Genomic DNA, 16,032 nt, shown 5'->3' on the forward strand with positions numbered 1-16,032 from the left:
AGATGACAAAAACCACAATGTCATGAAGTGGCGGAGTGTAGCAGCTTTTGTGACACACCGCATAAATTATCCCCTCGCCCGTTGTCAGCAAAATAATTCACTGTACTGGACAAGGTTAAAAATCCGTCATAATGTTAATCAATCGATTGATTAATTTTTAATGACGTCATGAATGCATCCCTGAAAACAAGTAAAGGCGAACAGGCAAAAGGCCTGCTGATCAAAGCGGCGCTGGCGCAGTTCGGTGAGTATGGCCTGAATGCCACCACCCGTGAGATTGCCGCGCAGGCCGGGCAAAACATTGCCGCCATCCCCTACTATTTTGGGTCAAAAGAGGATCTTTACCTCGCCTGCGCTCAGTCGATTGCCGACTTTATTGGCGAGAACTTCCGTACCCATGCCGAGGCCGCCGAGCAGTTGCTGGCGCAGCCCGCGCCGGAGAAAGCCGCCATTCGCGAGCTGATCCTGCGCGCCTGCAACAACATGGTCCAGTTGCTGACGGAAGATGAAACGCTGCCGCTAAGTAAATTTATCTCCCGCGAGCAGCTCTCCCCTACCCGCGCCTATCAGCTGATCCACCAGCAGGTGATCGATCCGCTGCACAACCATTTAACACGCTTGATCGCCGCCTTTACCGGACGAGACGCCGGCGATACGCGCACGATTTTGCATACCCATGCCCTGCTCGGTGAGATCCTCGCCTTTCGCCTTGGCCGGGAAACTATTTTACTGCGCGCCGGCTGGCAGGCGTTTGACACGGACAAATGTGCGCAAATCTATGAAGTCATCTGCTGCCATCTCGATCTTATCCTCGAAGGATTAACGTTAAGGAGCCAGGAGTCATGAAAAAACAGGTGATTATCGCACTGGCGATGGTCGTGGTGCTCGCCATTATCGGCGCGGGCACGCTGTGGTATCAGAGCCGACAGGATCAGCCGCTAACGCTGTACGGTAACGTGGATATTCGCACGGTCAATCTCAGCTTTCGCGTCGGTGGGCGGCTACAGGCGCTGAACGTCGATGAAGGCGACCAGCTAAAAGCGGGTCAGACGCTGGGCGTGCTGGATCGCGCGCCCTATGAGAATGCGTTATTGCAGGCGAAAGCCAACGTCTCCACCGCCCAGGCGAAATACGATCTGACTATTGCGGGCTACCGCGATGAAGAGATCGCCCAGGCGGTGGCAGCAGTGAATCAGGCACGCGCAGCCTATGACTATGCGCAAAACTTTTACCAGCGCCAGCAGGGACTGTGGAAGACCCGCGTGATCTCCGCCAACGATCTGGAAAATGCCCGTTCGTCACGCGACCAGGCGCAGGCCAGCCTGAAATCGGCGCAGGATAAACTTAACCAGTTCCGTGCCGGGAATCGTCCCCAGGAGATCGCGCAGGCGAAAGCGGGGCTTGAACAAGCGCAGGCACAGCTGGCTCAGGCACAGCTGGATCTGCATGACACCACGCTGGTTGCGCCATCCGATGGCACCGTCCTCACCCGCGCCGTGGAGCCGGGCAGTATGCTGAACGCAGGCAGCACAGTGTTAACCCTGTCGCTTACCCGCCCGGTATGGGTGCGTGCCTATATTAATGAACAGAGCCTCAGCGAAGCGCGGCCTGGGCGGGAGATCCTGCTCTATACCGATGGCCGACCGGATAAGCCGTATCACGGCAAAATCGGTTTTGTTTCGCCGACGGCGGAGTTCACGCCGAAGACCGTCGAGACGCCGGATCTGCGCACCGACCTGGTGTATCGCCTGCGTATTATCGTCACCGATGCCGACGATAACCTGCGCCAGGGGATGCCGATCACCGCCACCTTCCAGGATGCCGCGGCGCATGAATAATGACGCGATCCAGTTAAGCGGCCTGGTCAAACGCTTTGCCGGGATGGACAAGCCCGCCGTGGCGCGGCTGGACTGTGAGATCGCCTCCGGCTACGTCACCGGCCTTGTCGGGCCGGACGGCGCGGGCAAAACGACGCTGATGCGCATGCTGGCCGGGCTGATGAAACCCGATGAGGGCGAGGCGCGCGTGCTGGGCTTTGATCCGATCAAAGACGACCGGGCGCTGCACGCAGTGCTGGGCTATATGCCGCAAAAATTCGGCCTGTATGAAGATCTGACGGTGATGGAAAACCTCAATCTGTATGCCGATCTGCGCAGCGTGACGGGCGATGCGCGCAAACAAACTTTCGCGCGGTTGCTGGAATTCACCGCGCTGGGTCCGTTCACCGGGCGGCTGGCGGGGAAACTCTCCGGCGGCATGAAGCAGAAACTGGGGCTGGCCTGTACGCTGGTGGGCGAGCCAAAAGTGCTGCTGCTCGACGAGCCTGGGGTCGGCGTCGATCCTATCTCCCGCCGGGAGCTGTGGCAGATGGTGCACGAACTGGCGGGCGACGGGATGCTGATCCTGTGGAGCACCTCCTATCTGGATGAAGCCGAACAGTGCCGCGATGTGCTGCTGATGAACGAAGGCGAGTTGCTGTATCAGGGCGAGCCGAAAGCGCTGACGCAGACCATCGCCGGACGCAGTTTTCTGCTGCACAGCCCGCAGGAAAATAACCGTCGTCTGTTGCAGCGCGCGCTGAAACTGCCGCAGGTGAGCGACGGCATGATCCAGGGCAAATCCGTGCGCCTGATCCTCAAAAAAGCGGCCACCGCCGATGACATTCGCCAGGCCCCCGGTATGCCGGAGATTGAGATCGCGGAAACCGCGCCGCGTTTTGAAGATGCGTTTATCGATCTGCTCGGCGGCGCGGGTGCGTCGGAATCGCCGCTCGGCGCTATTCTGCATACCGTTAACGGCAGTGCTGACGAAACGGTGATCGAGGCCCGACAACTGACCAAAAAATTCGGTGATTTCGCCGCCACCGATCATGTGGATTTCAGCGTGAAGCGCGGGGAGATCTTCGGGCTGCTCGGACCGAACGGCGCCGGAAAATCCACCACCTTTAAAATGATGTGCGGATTGCTGGTCCCGACCTCCGGCAACGCGCTGGTGCTGGGCATGGATCTGAAAGTCAGCTCCGGCAAAGCGCGTCAGCATCTGGGCTATATGGCGCAAAAATTCTCGCTGTACGGCAACCTGAGCGTCGAGCAGAACCTGCGCTTTTTCTCCGGCGTCTATGGCCTGCGCGGGCGGGCGCAGGATGAGAAGATCAACCGCATGAGCGAGGCGTTCGGCCTGAAAAGCCTCGCCGGACAGGCCACGGACTCGCTGCCGCTCGGCTTTAAACAGCGGCTGGCGCTGGCCTGCTCGCTGATGCACGAGCCGGATATTCTGTTTCTGGATGAGCCAACCTCCGGCGTCGATCCCCTCACCCGCCGTGAATTCTGGCTGCACATTAACAGCATGGTGGAAAAAGGCGTCACCGTGATGGTGACCACGCACTTTATGGATGAAGCGGAATACTGCGATCGCATTGGCCTGGTGTATCGCGGCAAGTTGATTGCCAGCGGCACGCCGGACGATCTCAAAGCGCAGGCCGCCGACGATGCACAGCCGGATCCAACCATGGAGCAGGCGTTTATTCGCTTGATCAACGACTGGGACGAGGAGCATACCCATGCGTAGTTCTGCGTTAAGCTGGCGGCGGGTGCGTGCGCTGTGCGTCAAAGAGACGCGGCAAATCGTGCGCGATCCCAGCAGTTGGCTGATCGCCTTTGTCATTCCGCTGCTGTTGCTGTTTATCTTCGGTTACGGCATTAACCTTGATTCCAGCAAGCTGCGCGTCGGCGTACTGCTGGAGCAACGCAGCGAGGAGGCGCTGGATTTCACTCATGCGATGACCGGCTCCCCTTACATCGACGCCACCATCAGCAACAGCCGCCCGCAGCTTATCGAAATGATGCAGGCCGGGCGCATTCGCGGGCTGGTGGTGATCCCGGTGGATTTCGCTGAAAAAATGGCGCGCCCCGGCGATGAAGCGCCCATTCAGGTGATCACCGATGGGAGCGAGCCAAATACCGCCAACTTTGTGCAGGGCTATATGCAGGGCATCTGGCAGCTATGGCAGGCCCAGCGTGCCAGCGATCGCGGCGAGTCTTTTGAACCGCTGATCGACGTGCAGATGCGCTACTGGTTTAACCCGGCGGCCATCAGCCAGCATTTTATTATCCCCGGCGCGGTGACCATCATTATGACGGTGATCGGCGCGATCCTGACCTCACTGGTGGTGGCGCGGGAGTGGGAGCGCGGCACCATGGAGGCGCTGCTCTCCACCGAGGTGACGCGCGGTGAGCTGCTGTTGTGCAAGCTCATCCCCTACTATTTTCTCGGCATGCTGGCGATGCTGCTGTGCATGCTGGTGTCGGTGTTCGTGCTGGGCGTGCCCTACCGCGGCTCGCTGCTGGTGCTGTTTCTGATCACCAGTCTGTTTTTACTGAGCACGCTCGGCATGGGGCTGCTGATTTCCACCATCACCCGCAACCAGTTTAATGCTGCGCAGGTGGCGCTGAACGCCGCGTTTCTGCCGTCGGTGATGCTGTCCGGCTTTATTTTTCAGATCGACAGTATGCCCGCCGCCATTCGCATGGTGACCTACATTATTCCGGCGCGCTATTTCGCCAGCACGCTGCAAAGCCTGTTTCTGGCGGGAAATATCCCGACGGTGCTGGTGATCAATACGCTGTTTCTGGTCGCCTCGGCGGTGATGTTTATCGGCCTGACGTGGATGAAAACCAAACGGCGGCTGGATTGACTTTGCCCGGTGGCGCTGCGCTTACCGGGCCTACGGGACTTAACGGACCTACGGGGCATGTAGGCCGGGCAAGACATCGTCGCCGCCCGGCGAAAATAACGGCCACGGTGCAATATTCAACGCCCGGCGGCACAGGCTTGCCGGGCCTACAGGTTGTAGGTCGGGATCGCTGCGCGATACCCGACATTAAGGAGATGCTATGTTTCACCGACTCTGGACGCTGATCCGTAAAGAGCTGCAATCGCTGCTGCGCGAGCCGCAAACCCGCGCCATTCTGGTGCTGCCGGTGTTGATCCAGGTGCTGCTGTTTCCCTTTGCCGCCACGCTGGAGGTCACCAACGCCACCGTTGCCATCTATAACGAGGACAACGGCAAACATGCCATTGAGCTGACCCAGCGCTTTGCGCGGGCGAAAGCCTTTACGCACGTCATCATGCTCGCCAGCCCGCAGGAGATTAAGCCAACCATTGACCAGCAAAAAGCGCTGCTGCTGGTGCGCTTCCCGGCAGATTTCTCCCGTAATCTTGATACGTTCCAGCCCGCGCCGATGCAGTTGATCCTGGATGGACGTAACTCGAACAGCGCGCAGATCGCCGCCAACTATTTGCAGCAGATCGTCAAAGATTATCAGCAGGAGTTGCTGGGGGATAAGCCAAAACCAAACAACAGCGAACTGGTGGTGCGCAACTGGTATAACCCGAACCTCGATTACAAATGGTTTGTTGTGCCATCGTTGATTGCGATGATCACCACCATTGGCGTGATGATTGTCACCTCGCTGTCGGTGGCGCGCGAGCGGGAACAGGGCACGCTGGATCAGCTGCTGGTGTCGCCGCTGGCCACCTGGCAGATCTTCGTTGGCAAAGCAGTACCGGCGTTAATCGTCGCCACCTTCCAGGCGACTATCGTGCTCGGCATCGGTATTTTTGCCTATCAGATCCCCTTTGCCGGATCGCTGCTGCTGTTTTATTTCACCATGGTGATTTACGGGCTGTCGCTGGTAGGCTTCGGGCTGTTGATTTCGTCGCTGTGCGCCACCCAGCAGCAGGCGTTTATCGGCGTGTTCGTGTTTATGATGCCGGCGATTTTGCTCTCCGGCTATGTGTCGCCGGTGGAGAACATGCCGATCTGGTTACAGAATCTGACGTGGGTGAATCCGATCCGCCATTTCACCGACATTACCAAGCAAATTTATCTCAAGGATGCGAGTCTGGGGATCGTGTGGGGAAGTTTGTGGCCGTTACTGGTGATAACGGCCACGACAGGTTCAGCGGCGTACGCGATGTTTCGTCGTAAAGTGGCCTGATGTTTTATCTTTCATCAGCAGCGAAATGATGGCGGGACCGGCAAGGATCACCACGCCCGCCAGCGCCAGCAGCAGGTTATTTTGCAGCACGCGGGAGAGCAGCCACAGCACGATCATGGCCGCGCCAAAATACCAGGTGGTGGTCAGCTCTTCGAGGAAATCGCCCATTTCGCGCCACTTTGCTTCGTGGTGACGTTGCAGGGCCAGCATCAGGATCACCGTGACGCCATAAACCACGCACAACCCCAGGCCGACATGCACCAGCGCCTTGCTCATCCAGCCCATAACCAGCACTGCGACGACCATTAAATGCAACACAATCTGCCAGCAACTTAAGCCTGTTGCGACACGAATACGTTGTTGCCATCTCATGGCTTATCTCCTTAACGGATATTTAACTGTATTGAGAGTACCGGACTTTACGGAAAAATCCGTAAGGCCGCATCTTTTTGTGACAAGGACTACACTTTATTTTCATCAGGATAGTGACGCGGGAAGGATAAAAATGACGCAACAAACCCGACAGTTTTCTTTGAAAGTGCTCACCATTAATACGCACAAGGGCTTCACAACATTTAATAAACGCTTCATTTTGCCTGAGTTGCGCGATGCGGTGCGCACCGTCAGCGCGGATATTGTCTGTTTGCAGGAAGTGATGGGCGCCCACGAAGTGCACCCCCTGCACGTCGAGAACTGGCCGGACACCACGCACTATGAATTTCTCGCTGACACCATGTGGAGCGACTTTGCCTATGGTCGTAACGCCGTCTACCCTGAAGGGCACCACGGCAACGCCGTGCTGTCGCGCTATCCGATAGAACATTATGAGAATCGTGATGTGTCGGTGGAAGGCAGCGAGAACCGCGGTCTGCTCTATTGCCGCATTGCGCCGCCGCAGTATGACCGGCCAATCCATGTGATTTGCGTCCATCTGGGCCTGCGCGAGGCGCACCGGCAGGCGCAGCTGGATATGCTGGCCGAATGGGTAAATTCATTCCCTGAGGGGGAGCCGGTACTGGTGGCGGGGGATTTTAACGACTGGCTGCAAAAAGCCAATCGCCCCCTGCAGACCAAGGCCGGGCTGGAGGAGATTTTTACGCGGGCGCACGGGCGTCCGGCGCGCACTTTCCCGGTCAGTTTCCCGGTGCTACGTCTTGATCGTATTTATGTGAAGAATGCCAGTGCCAGCGCGCCCACGGCGCTTCCGCTGCGCAACTGGCGTCATTTGTCCGATCATGCGCCACTGAGCGCGGAGATCCATTTATGAAATGTGGCTGGCGAGATGGAAACCGTATCCAGCTTCTGGAAAACGGCGACGAATATTATCCGGCAGTGTTTGAGGCGATCGATCATGCACAGCGCAAAGTGATCCTTGAAACCTTTATCTGGTTTGAAGATGACGTCGGCAAGCAGTTGCATGCGGTGATCCTGCGTGCGGCGCAGCGCGGCGTGGATGTGGAAGTGTTACTGGACGGCTACGGCTCACCGGATCTGAGCGATGAATTTGTCAGTCAGCTCACCTCGGCGGGCGTAGTGTTCCGCTATTACGATCCGCGTCCACCGCTGATGGGGATGCGCACCAATGTATTCCGCCGTATGCATCGCAAGATTGTGGTGATCGACAATACCATCGCCTTTGTTGGCGGCATTAACTACTCCGCCGAGCATATGTCCGATTACGGGCCGGAAGCCAAACAAGATTATGCGGTGCGGGTGGAAGGCCCGGTGGTGCTGGATATTCTGCAATTTGAGCTGGAAAACCTGCCGCAGAACGCACAAACCCGCCGCTGGTGGCGGCAGCGTCGTCGTCATCTGGCGGAAGAAAACCGCACGCCAGGCGAAGCGCAGGCGCTGTTTGTCTGGCGCGATAACGACGATCACCGGGACGACATTGAGCGGCACTATCTGAAGATGCTCGCTAATGCCAAACGCGAAGTGATTATCGCCAACGCCTATTTCTTCCCTGGCTACCGTCTGCTGCACGCCATGCGCAATGCGGCCCGGCGCGGCGTGCGGGTGAAGCTGATCGTGCAGGGTGAACCGGATATGCCGATAGTGAAAGTGGGCGCGGAACTGCTGTACAACTACCTGCTGAAAGGCGGTGTGCAGGTGTACGAGTACCGTCGTCGACCGCTGCACGGCAAAGTGGCGCTGATGGACGACCACTGGGCCACCGTTGGCTCCAGCAACCTCGATCCGCTCAGCCTGTCGCTGAATCTGGAAGCGAATCTGATCATTCATGACCGCGAGTTCAACCAGACGCTGCGCGAAAATCTTCACGCGATTATCGCCAATGACTGTCAGCGCGTGGATGAAACCATGGCACCGAAACGCACCTGGTGGAATCTGGCCATTAACGTGGTGGTGTTCCACTTCCTGCGTAAATTCCCGGCACTGGTAGGCTGGTTACCAGCCCATACGCCACGGCTGGCGCAGGTGCCTGCGCCGGTACAACCGGAAATCGAAACGCAGGATCGCGTCACTCCCGAAAACTCTGAGGTAAAACCCTGATGGCAAAATCGCATCCGAAGTGGCGCATTGCCAAAAAAATCCTCACATGGGTGTTTTTTATCGCCATGGCGGTCCTGCTGGTGGTGTATGCCCGCACGGTGAACTGGGAAGATGTCTGGGAGGTGATCCGCAACTATAACCGCAGCACGTTGCTGATTGCGCTGGGGCTGGTGGTAGTGAGCTATCTGCTGTACGGCTGTTACGATCTGCTGGCGCGCACCTACTGCGGGCATAAGCTGGCAGCGCGGCAGGTGATGCTGGTGTCGTTTATCTGCTATGCCTTTAACCTGACGTTAAGCACCTGGGTCGGCGGCATTGGTATGCGCTACCGGCTCTATTCCCGGCTGGGGCTGCCGGGCAGCACTATCACCCGTATTTTCTCACTGAGTATCACCACTAACTGGCTGGGCTATATCCTGCTGGGCGGCATTATCTTTACCTTCGGCGTGGTGGAGCTGCCGGCGCACTGGTATATCGACGAAGGGACGCTGCGCATTGCCGGCATCGTGCTGCTGGCGTTTATCGCGGTGTATATGTGGTTCTGCGCTTTTGCCAAACGTCGTCATGCCACCATTAAAGGGCAGAAGCTGGTGCTGCCCTCCTGGAAGTTTGCGCTGGCACAGATGGCGATCTCCAGCGCTAACTGGATGGCGATGGGGGCCATCATCTGGCTGTTGCTGGGCCAGGAAGTGAACTATTTCTTCGTGCTGGGGGTGCTGCTGGTGAGCAGCATCGCCGGGGTGATCGTGCATATCCCGGCGGGTATCGGCGTGCTGGAAGCGGTGTTTATTGCGCTGCTGGCGGGGGAACATACGACAAAAGGGGCTATTATCGCCGCCCTGCTCGCTTACCGTATGCTGTATTACTTTATTCCGCTGCTGCTGGCGCTGGTGTCTTATCTGCTGCTGGAAGGTCGGGCGAAGAAGTTGCGTGCGAAAAACGAGAAGGCGATGGCGAAGTAAGCGATTTAGTGCCGGGTGGCGCTGCGCTTACCGGGCCTACGCGCTCTGTAGGCCGGGCAAACAACGTGCCGCCCGGCACTGTTATTATCAGCGGCGGTTGCCGAAAATGCGCAACAGCATCAGGAACAGGTTTATAAAGTCCAGATACAGTGTCAGCGCACCGAGGATCGAATAACGACGCAGGTTAGTGCTGTCGCGGGTGTCGATATTCTCGCCGATATTTTTCAGTTTCTGCGTGTCATAGGCCGTCAGCCCCACAAACACAATCACCCCGATATAGGTCACTGCCCACATCAGCGCTTCGCTTTTCAGCCAGAAGTTGACGAGCGAAGCCAGCACGATCCCAATCAGCGCCATAAACAGCATATTACCGAAGCCACTTAAATCGCGCTTCGTGGTGTAACCGTAGAGGCTCATCGCACCAAACATCCCGCCGGCCACCACAAAGGTACTGGCGATAGAGGAGTAAGTGTAGACGAGGAAAATACTGGAAATGGTCAGCCCGGTCAGCGCCGAATAGAGCATAAACAGCGTGGTGGCCATCCCGGCACTCAGACGATGCACCATGCCGGAAAGTACAAACACCAGCGCCAGTTGCGCGATCACCAGTCCGAAGAAGGTGATTTTGCTGGAGAAGACAAACATCATTACCGCCGGGGTATTCGCGGAATACCAGGCGATAAAGGCGGTCAACAGCAGACCGCAGGTCATCCAGCCATACACCTGTGCCATATAGGTTTGCAGACCGCCGCGCGCCTCGACAATCGAGCCGCTTCGTGGGTATCTGTCCATGATTAACTCCTGATTAAGTGAAGAGAATATAAGGGTAACACATCCCTGCGAAAGCGGCTCACCAGCGGTCGGCCGCCTGCTTATCGCTGTCCCGTGCATCCACCCAGCGGCTGCCTTCCGGCGTGGCTTCACGCTTCCAGAACGGCGCGCGGGTTTTCAGATAATCCATAATAAACTGTGCCGCTTCAAAGGCAGAGCTACGGTGCGCGCCGGTGACGCCGACAAAAACGATTTCGTCGCCGGGCCATAATTCCCCGATGCGATGAATGACGGAAACCCGTTGCAGCGGCCAGCGCGCGCGGGCGTCACTGACGATCTCCGCGAGGGCTTTCTCGGTCATGCCGGGATAGTGTTCGAGGGTCAGCGCGCTGACGCTGTCGCCCAGATTGTGGTTACGCACTTTGCCGGTGAAGGTGACGACCGCGCCGTCCTCATCGCAGGCAGCCAGCCACTGGTATTCGTCGCCGACGCTGAAATTGTCATGACCGACGCGGATGCGGGTATTTTCCATCGGTTTATCCTCCGGTTACCGGCGGGAAGAAAGCCACTTCGTCGCCGTCGCGCAGCGGATGATCAAAGGCCACCAGCGTCTGATTGACCGCCGCCAGCAGCTTGCCGGATTCCAGCGCCAGCGCCCAGCGATCGCTTTTCGCCGCCAGCGCCGCGCGCAGATGCTCCACGTTCTCGAACGCGGCGTCAACCTCCAGCCCGTCGCAGGCCACCAGTTCGCGCACCTGCGCAAAAAACAGCACCTTAATCATCGCTTGCCACCCTGAAATCCCCAGATTTACCGCCGCTTTTCGCCAGCAGGCGCAGCGGGCCAATGACCATATCTTTCTGCACGGCTTTGCACATGTCGTAAATGGTCAGCGCCGCCACGGAGGCCGCGGTCAGCGCTTCCATTTCGACGCCGGTTTTCCCGGTCAGCCGGCAGAGAGATTCAATGCGCACGCGGTGATGTTCAGGTTCGGCGCGCAGATTCACTTCCACTTTGCTAAGCATCAGCGGGTGGCACAGCGGGATCAGATCCCATGTACGTTTGGCGGCCTGGATCCCCGCGATGCGGGCGGTGGCAAACACATCGCCTTTGTGATGGCTGCCGTCGATGATCATCTGTAACGTTTCCGGGCGCATGGTGACAAAGGCTTCGGCGCGCGCTTCACGCACGGTTTCGGCTTTGCCTGACACATCCACCATATGCGCTTCGCCTGCGGCGTTAATGTGGGTTAACTGAGACATGGTTTATTTCTTTAAATGAGGGTGAAAATTACACGGCCGGGTGCGGGCGTCGAGCTGCGGGGCAATGATATTTTCCCACGCGGTGCGGCAGGCTTTTGTCGAGCCGGGCATGGCGAAAATCAGCGTTTTATTGGCGATGCCTGCGATAGCACGGGATTGCAGCGTCGAGGTGCCAATCTCTTCAAAAGAGAGCATACGGAACACTTCCCCGAAGCCTTCCACTTCGCGGTCGAACAGCGGCAGCAGCGCTTCAGGAGCCTGATCGCCATCGGTCAGCCCGGTACCGCCGGTGATCAGCACCACCTGCACATCGTCTGCGGCGATCCACACGGAAACCTGCGCGCGAATGGCGTAGCGGTTCTCTTTGACAATCGCTTTATCAACGATGTGATGCCCCACTTCCTGCGCGGCATCGCGCAGATAGTGGCCGGAGGTATCATCCTCTTCGGTGCGACGGCTGGTGACGGTTAAAATAGCGATACGGGTCGGGATAAAGTCTGCACTGACCTGACTCATGAGAAATCTCCTTATTCGGTGTTACCCGCCGATGTACGACAGATTTTGCGTAATACCGGTATTGCCCTGATGCAGGAAATGGGTCTGTTTTTTATGCGTCAGCGCTTCTGATATACGCGCTTCCAGCGCCGCCTGCTGGCTGTCATCTGCGAGCAGATCCCGCAGGCTGACGCCACCATCCCCAAACAGGCACAGGTGAAGCTTGCCGACGGACGAGACGCGCAGGCGGTTGCAGGTGGCACAGAAATCTTTCTCATACGGCATGATGAGGCCGATTTCGCCTTCATAATCCGGGTGACAGAATACTTGCGCCGGGCCGTCGCTGCGCTGGCGGAGCTTCTGGATCCAGCCGCGACGCAGCAGTTCATCGCGCAGCACCATGCCGGAAAGGTGGTGTTTGCGGAACAGCTCGCTGCCCTCGCCAGTTTCCATCAGTTCGATAAAGCGCAGTTGAATGGGACGCGGCTGGATCCACGCCAGAAACGTATCCAGCTGGTGATGATTCACATCGCGCATCAGGACGGTGTTGACTTTGACTTTCTCGAAGCCTGCGGCGAAAGCGGCGTCGATGCCCTCCATCACCTGGCGGAATTTATCCTGGCCGGTAATGGCGTGAAACTGGCGGGCATCAAGGCTGTCGACGCTGACGTTGATCGCCGTCAGCCCGGCATCGCGCCAGTTCTGCACGTCACGCGCCATGCGATAGCCGTTAGTGGTGACGGCAATCTGACGGATAGCGGCGTTTTCATGTACCGCTGCGATGATGTCGGTGAAATCCCGGCGCAGGGAGGGTTCGCCGCCGGTCAGACGCACTTTTTCCGTGCCCAGCGCGGCAAAGGTCCGGGTGACGCGGCGAATTTCATCGACGCTGAGAAAGCTTTTGTTGGTGACGCCGCCCGGCTTGTAGCCATCGGGCAGGCAATAGGTGCAACGAAAATTGCACACGTCGGTAATCGACAAACGCAGGTAAAAAAACTTACGCGCGAATGCATCGGTAAGTTGTGAGGCCATGTACACCTTTCCAGATTCGGGAGGTGCAGTCATTTCTTCCTGCACCCTGGTGGCTATTTGCCACGGCCAAAGCACCATATCAGTAAGACGTAGGCACAGAGGCTAGAGTGTGTGTGATTAGCAAGCTCAGGCGATAATATCGCGATACGTCCTGTTCCGCCATCCTTGCATAGCGCTATATAATTAACTACATAGCGACATAATCGTGCATTTTCACTACAGACTACGCGATAATCCCAGGCTTGCATTGATATGTGTCATTTTCCCCCCGACGTGGCATCGTCATAAAGGGGTACACCGGGTAACGTAACGTTATTTTTTCGACTTAAGGACTGACTATGCGCAATCGAACTCTTGCGGATCTCGACAGGGTTGTCGCCCTTGGCGGCGGGCACGGACTGGGACGGGTGATGTCTTCCCTCTCCTCGCTCGGCTCCCGTTTAACCGGCATCGTGACCACCACCGATAATGGCGGCTCGACCGGACGCATTCGTCGCTCCGAAGGCGGTATCGCCTGGGGAGATATGCGTAACTGTCTCAACCAGTTGATCACCGAGCAGAGCGTCGCCTCAGCGATGTTCGAATACCGCTTTAACGGTAACGGTGAGCTGGCGGGGCATAACCTCGGCAACCTGATGCTCAAAGCGCTGGATCACCTCAGCGTGCGGCCGCTGGAAGCGATCAATCTGATCCGCAACCTGCTAAAAGTGGACGCCTTCCTGATCCCCATGTCAGAGCAGCCGCTGGATCTGATGGCGCTCGACAGCGAGGGGCACGCGGTATACGGCGAAGTGAATATCGACCAGCTGACCCAGCCGGTGCAGGAATTAATGCTGTTTCCCAGTGCTCAGGCCACCCGCGAGGCGGTACAGGCCATTGCCGAAGCGGATCTGATTTTGATTGGGCCGGGGAGTTTTTACACCAGCCTGCTGCCGCTGCTGCTGCTCGACAATCTGGCGCAGGCGCTGCGCCGCACGCCTGCGCCCGTGGTGTATATCGGTAATCTCGGCAAAGAACTGAGCGTCGCCGCCGCCAGCCTCAGTCTGAACGACAAGCTGGCGCTGATGGAGCAGTACGTCGGCAAGCGCATTATTGACGCGGTGGTGGTTGGCCCGACGGTGGAGGTCTCATCGGTGACGGATCGTATTGTTATCCAGGACGTGCTGGAAGCAAGTGATGTGCCCTATCGCCACGACCGCCGCCTGCTGCGCGCGGCGCTGGAGCGCGCGGTGCAGAGCCTCGGCTGAACTTTTCCCCCTCGTTTGTTACGAGGGGGAAACATTTTATTCATCTCTTTCTTAACTTCTTAAGGTTGGCTTAACCCTTCTCCGTGAATATGCCGGGTATATTCTCCCAGGACGTTCACTATGAGCCGTATTCCGCTTCGCAGACCCGAAATGAGTCGCCTGACTTTTCTGCTGCTGTTTTCCGTTTATATTGCCGTTTTCCTGAACCTGATTTTTTACCGTCAGGTGTGGGTGCTCCTGCCCGTAAATTCGGCTTACACTCTGGCGGTCTTTTTATCGATGCCGCTGGTGGCATTCAGCGTCATTAATATTCTCGCGACGCTGGCCTCCTTTTTATGGCTGGAGCGCGTGGTGGTGGTCATCTTTATTTTACTCAGCGCCGCCACGCAATATTTTATCTGGACTTACGGCATTATTATTGACCGTTCAATGATTGCCAATATGCTCGATACGACGCCCGCGGAGAGCTTTGCGCTGATGACGCCGCAACTGTTGCTGACTATTGGCCTGAGCGGTATCGCCATGGCGATTTTCGCGTTTGTGGTTAAATTCAAAAAAAGCCCTGCGCGGGTTAATAGCCTGGTAGTACGGTGCCTGAATATCGGCGCTTCCATCGTCCTTTTAGTGCTGATCGCCGCTTTCTTTTATAAAGACTACGCATCCGTGTTTCGTAACAATAAAGAGCTGATAAAATCCCTCGGCCCTTCAAACAGTATCAGCGCGCTCTGGTCATATAATATCCACCACCGCATGGATAACCTGCCGCTGGTTAAACTGGGCGAGGATGCAAAACGCGATCCGGCGATGCATACGCCGCCAAATAAACACCTGACTATTTTGATTGTCGGCGAAACCTCACGCGGGGATAACTTTGGCCTGTCAGGCTATGACCGTGACACTAATCCCCTGCTGTCAAAAGACGACGTGGTGTATTTCCCTAAAACCACCTCCTGCGGAACGGCCACCGCCATTTCGGTGCCCTGCATGTTCTCCGGGATGCCGCGCAAAAATTATGACGAACAGCTCGCCCATCATCGCGAAGGCTTGCTGGATATTGTGCAGCGCGCAGGTATTTCGGTGCTGTGGAATGAAAATGACGGCGGCTGTAAAGGTGCCTGCGATCGTGTGCCGCATCAGGATATGACAAAACTGGATCTGGCAGATTACTGCATCAAAGGTGAATGCCAGGATGACATCCTGTTCCATGACCTGCAAAAATATATCAACAGCGTCCCTGAGGATGGGCTGATCGTATTACATACCATCGGCAGCCACGGCCCGACCTACTATAACCGTTATCCGCCGCAGTTCCGGAAATTCACTCCAACCTGCGACACCAATGAAATTCAGACCTGTTCCCGCGAGCAACTGGTGAATACCTATGACAATACGGTGCTGTACGTGGATTATATTGTCGATAAGGCGATTAAATTATTACAGGCGCAGCCGGATAACGTTATCACCAGCCTGGTGTATCTCTCCGATCATGGCGAATCCTTAGGTGAAAATGGCGTTTATCTGCACGGTCTGCCGTATTCCATCGCACCGGATGCGCAGAAGCATATTCCGATGCTGATCTGGCTTTCCCGGCAATATCAGACACGCCATGCGGTGGATTATCGTTGCCTGAAAAAACGTGCCGCTACGGAAGATTTTTCCCAGGATAATCTGTTCTCAACGATGTTAGGGTTAGTGGGTGTACAAACCAGCGAGTATCATGCGGCAGATGATATTCTCGCGCCGTGCAGAGGGTAA

17 protein-coding genes and 1 riboswitch are annotated in these 16,032 nt (G+C 57.0%); of the genes, 10 read left to right on the plus strand and 7 right to left on the minus strand.

The window, feature by feature from the left end; all coding sequences use genetic code 11:
- The first annotated feature begins 168 nt into the window (after positions 1–168).
- From cecR to KW828_RS03360, 5 genes are all read left to right on the plus strand, one after another.
- Entirely contained in the window at positions 169–846 is a 678-nt protein-coding gene (cecR, locus tag KW828_RS03340; protein WP_218334972.1) for a transcriptional regulator CecR, read from the plus strand.
- Positions 843–1,838 (plus strand): secretion protein HlyD, encoded by a 996-nt coding sequence (hlyD, locus tag KW828_RS03345; RefSeq protein WP_218334973.1) that lies wholly within the window; start codon positions 843–845, stop codon positions 1,836–1,838. The genes cecR and hlyD overlap by 4 nt, the downstream gene beginning before the upstream one ends.
- Positions 1,831–3,567: an ATP-binding cassette domain-containing protein gene (locus KW828_RS03350; protein WP_218334974.1), complete on the plus strand. Its 1,737-nt coding sequence runs from the start codon at positions 1,831–1,833 to the stop codon at positions 3,565–3,567. The genes hlyD and KW828_RS03350 overlap by 8 nt, the downstream gene beginning before the upstream one ends.
- Positions 3,560–4,693: an ABC transporter permease gene (locus KW828_RS03355; protein WP_218334975.1), complete on the plus strand. Its 1,134-nt coding sequence runs from the start codon at positions 3,560–3,562 to the stop codon at positions 4,691–4,693. Before KW828_RS03350 ends, KW828_RS03355 begins: the two co-directional genes overlap by 8 nt.
- A 199-nt stretch (positions 4,694–4,892) precedes the next feature.
- A complete protein-coding gene (locus KW828_RS03360; RefSeq protein ID WP_129362205.1) occupies positions 4,893–5,999 on the plus strand; it encodes an ABC transporter permease in 1,107 nt (368 codons plus the stop codon).
- On the opposite strand, the gene KW828_RS03365 is transcribed toward KW828_RS03360, so the two are convergent.
- Positions 5,961–6,371 (minus strand): YbhQ family protein, encoded by a 411-nt coding sequence (locus KW828_RS03365; RefSeq protein ID WP_218334976.1) that lies wholly within the window; start codon positions 6,369–6,371, stop codon positions 5,961–5,963. The genes KW828_RS03360 and KW828_RS03365 overlap by 39 nt on opposite strands.
- A 133-nt stretch (positions 6,372–6,504) precedes the next feature.
- On the opposite strand from KW828_RS03365, the gene KW828_RS03370 reads away from it, so the two are divergent.
- From KW828_RS03370 to KW828_RS03380, 3 genes are read left to right on the plus strand one after another with little or no spacing between them, the layout of a single operon-like run.
- A complete protein-coding gene (locus KW828_RS03370; RefSeq protein WP_218334977.1) occupies positions 6,505–7,266 on the plus strand; it encodes an endonuclease/exonuclease/phosphatase family protein in 762 nt (253 codons plus the stop codon).
- On the plus strand, positions 7,263–8,510 hold the full coding sequence (gene clsB, locus KW828_RS03375) for a cardiolipin synthase ClsB (RefSeq protein WP_218334978.1): 1,248 nt from the start codon (positions 7,263–7,265) through the stop codon (positions 8,508–8,510). Before KW828_RS03370 ends, clsB begins: the two co-directional genes overlap by 4 nt.
- Positions 8,510–9,472 (plus strand): YbhN family protein, encoded by a 963-nt coding sequence (locus KW828_RS03380; RefSeq protein WP_218334979.1) that lies wholly within the window; start codon positions 8,510–8,512, stop codon positions 9,470–9,472. The genes clsB and KW828_RS03380 overlap by 1 nt, the downstream gene beginning before the upstream one ends.
- A gap of 87 nt (positions 9,473–9,559) precedes the next feature.
- Here KW828_RS03380 and KW828_RS03385 read toward each other — a convergent pair whose 3' ends face one another.
- The 6 genes from KW828_RS03385 to moaA form a co-directional block, all read right to left on the minus strand.
- On the minus strand, positions 9,560–10,264 hold the full coding sequence (locus tag KW828_RS03385) for a Bax inhibitor-1/YccA family protein (RefSeq protein ID WP_129362207.1): 705 nt from the start codon (positions 10,262–10,264) through the stop codon (positions 9,560–9,562).
- Positions 10,265–10,322: 58 nt separating this feature from the next.
- The gene (gene moaE / locus KW828_RS03390; protein ID WP_218334980.1) at positions 10,323–10,775 is read right to left on the minus strand and encodes a molybdopterin synthase catalytic subunit MoaE; all 453 of its coding nucleotides are present in this window, start codon (positions 10,773–10,775) and stop codon (positions 10,323–10,325) included.
- Positions 10,776–10,779: 4 nt separating this feature from the next.
- Positions 10,780–11,025: a molybdopterin synthase sulfur carrier subunit gene (gene moaD, locus KW828_RS03395; RefSeq protein ID WP_218334981.1), complete on the minus strand. Its 246-nt coding sequence runs from the start codon at positions 11,023–11,025 to the stop codon at positions 10,780–10,782.
- Positions 11,018–11,503 (minus strand): cyclic pyranopterin monophosphate synthase MoaC, encoded by a 486-nt coding sequence (gene moaC, locus KW828_RS03400; protein WP_088219899.1) that lies wholly within the window; start codon positions 11,501–11,503, stop codon positions 11,018–11,020. Before moaC ends, moaD begins: the two co-directional genes overlap by 8 nt.
- A gap of 3 nt (positions 11,504–11,506) precedes the next feature.
- Positions 11,507–12,019 (minus strand): molybdenum cofactor biosynthesis protein B, encoded by a 513-nt coding sequence (gene moaB / locus KW828_RS03405; RefSeq protein WP_218334982.1) that lies wholly within the window; start codon positions 12,017–12,019, stop codon positions 11,507–11,509.
- 21 nt (positions 12,020–12,040) lie between these two features.
- Positions 12,041–13,030 carry a GTP 3',8-cyclase MoaA gene (moaA, locus tag KW828_RS03410; protein WP_218334983.1) on the minus strand — a complete coding sequence of 330 codons (990 nt, stop codon included), beginning with the start codon at positions 13,028–13,030 and terminating at the stop codon, positions 12,041–12,043.
- A riboswitch (molybdenum cofactor riboswitch) is annotated at positions 13,018–13,151 on the minus strand. (Overlaps the previous gene by 13 nt.)
- 217 nt (positions 13,152–13,368) lie before the next feature.
- Between moaA and yvcK the strand changes: the two genes are divergently transcribed.
- Together yvcK and eptA are read left to right on the plus strand one after the other, a co-directional pair.
- Positions 13,369–14,277 (plus strand): uridine diphosphate-N-acetylglucosamine-binding protein YvcK, encoded by a 909-nt coding sequence (yvcK, locus tag KW828_RS03415; protein WP_218334984.1) that lies wholly within the window; start codon positions 13,369–13,371, stop codon positions 14,275–14,277.
- Between the two features lie 120 nt (positions 14,278–14,397).
- Complete coding sequence (gene eptA, locus KW828_RS03420; RefSeq protein WP_218334985.1) at positions 14,398–16,032, plus strand: phosphoethanolamine transferase EptA; 1,635 nt, start codon at positions 14,398–14,400, stop codon at positions 16,030–16,032.

It is taken from the genome of Enterobacter sp. ENT03 (assembly GCF_019218745.1).
Taxonomy (GTDB): domain Bacteria; phylum Pseudomonadota; class Gammaproteobacteria; order Enterobacterales; family Enterobacteriaceae; genus Enterobacter_D.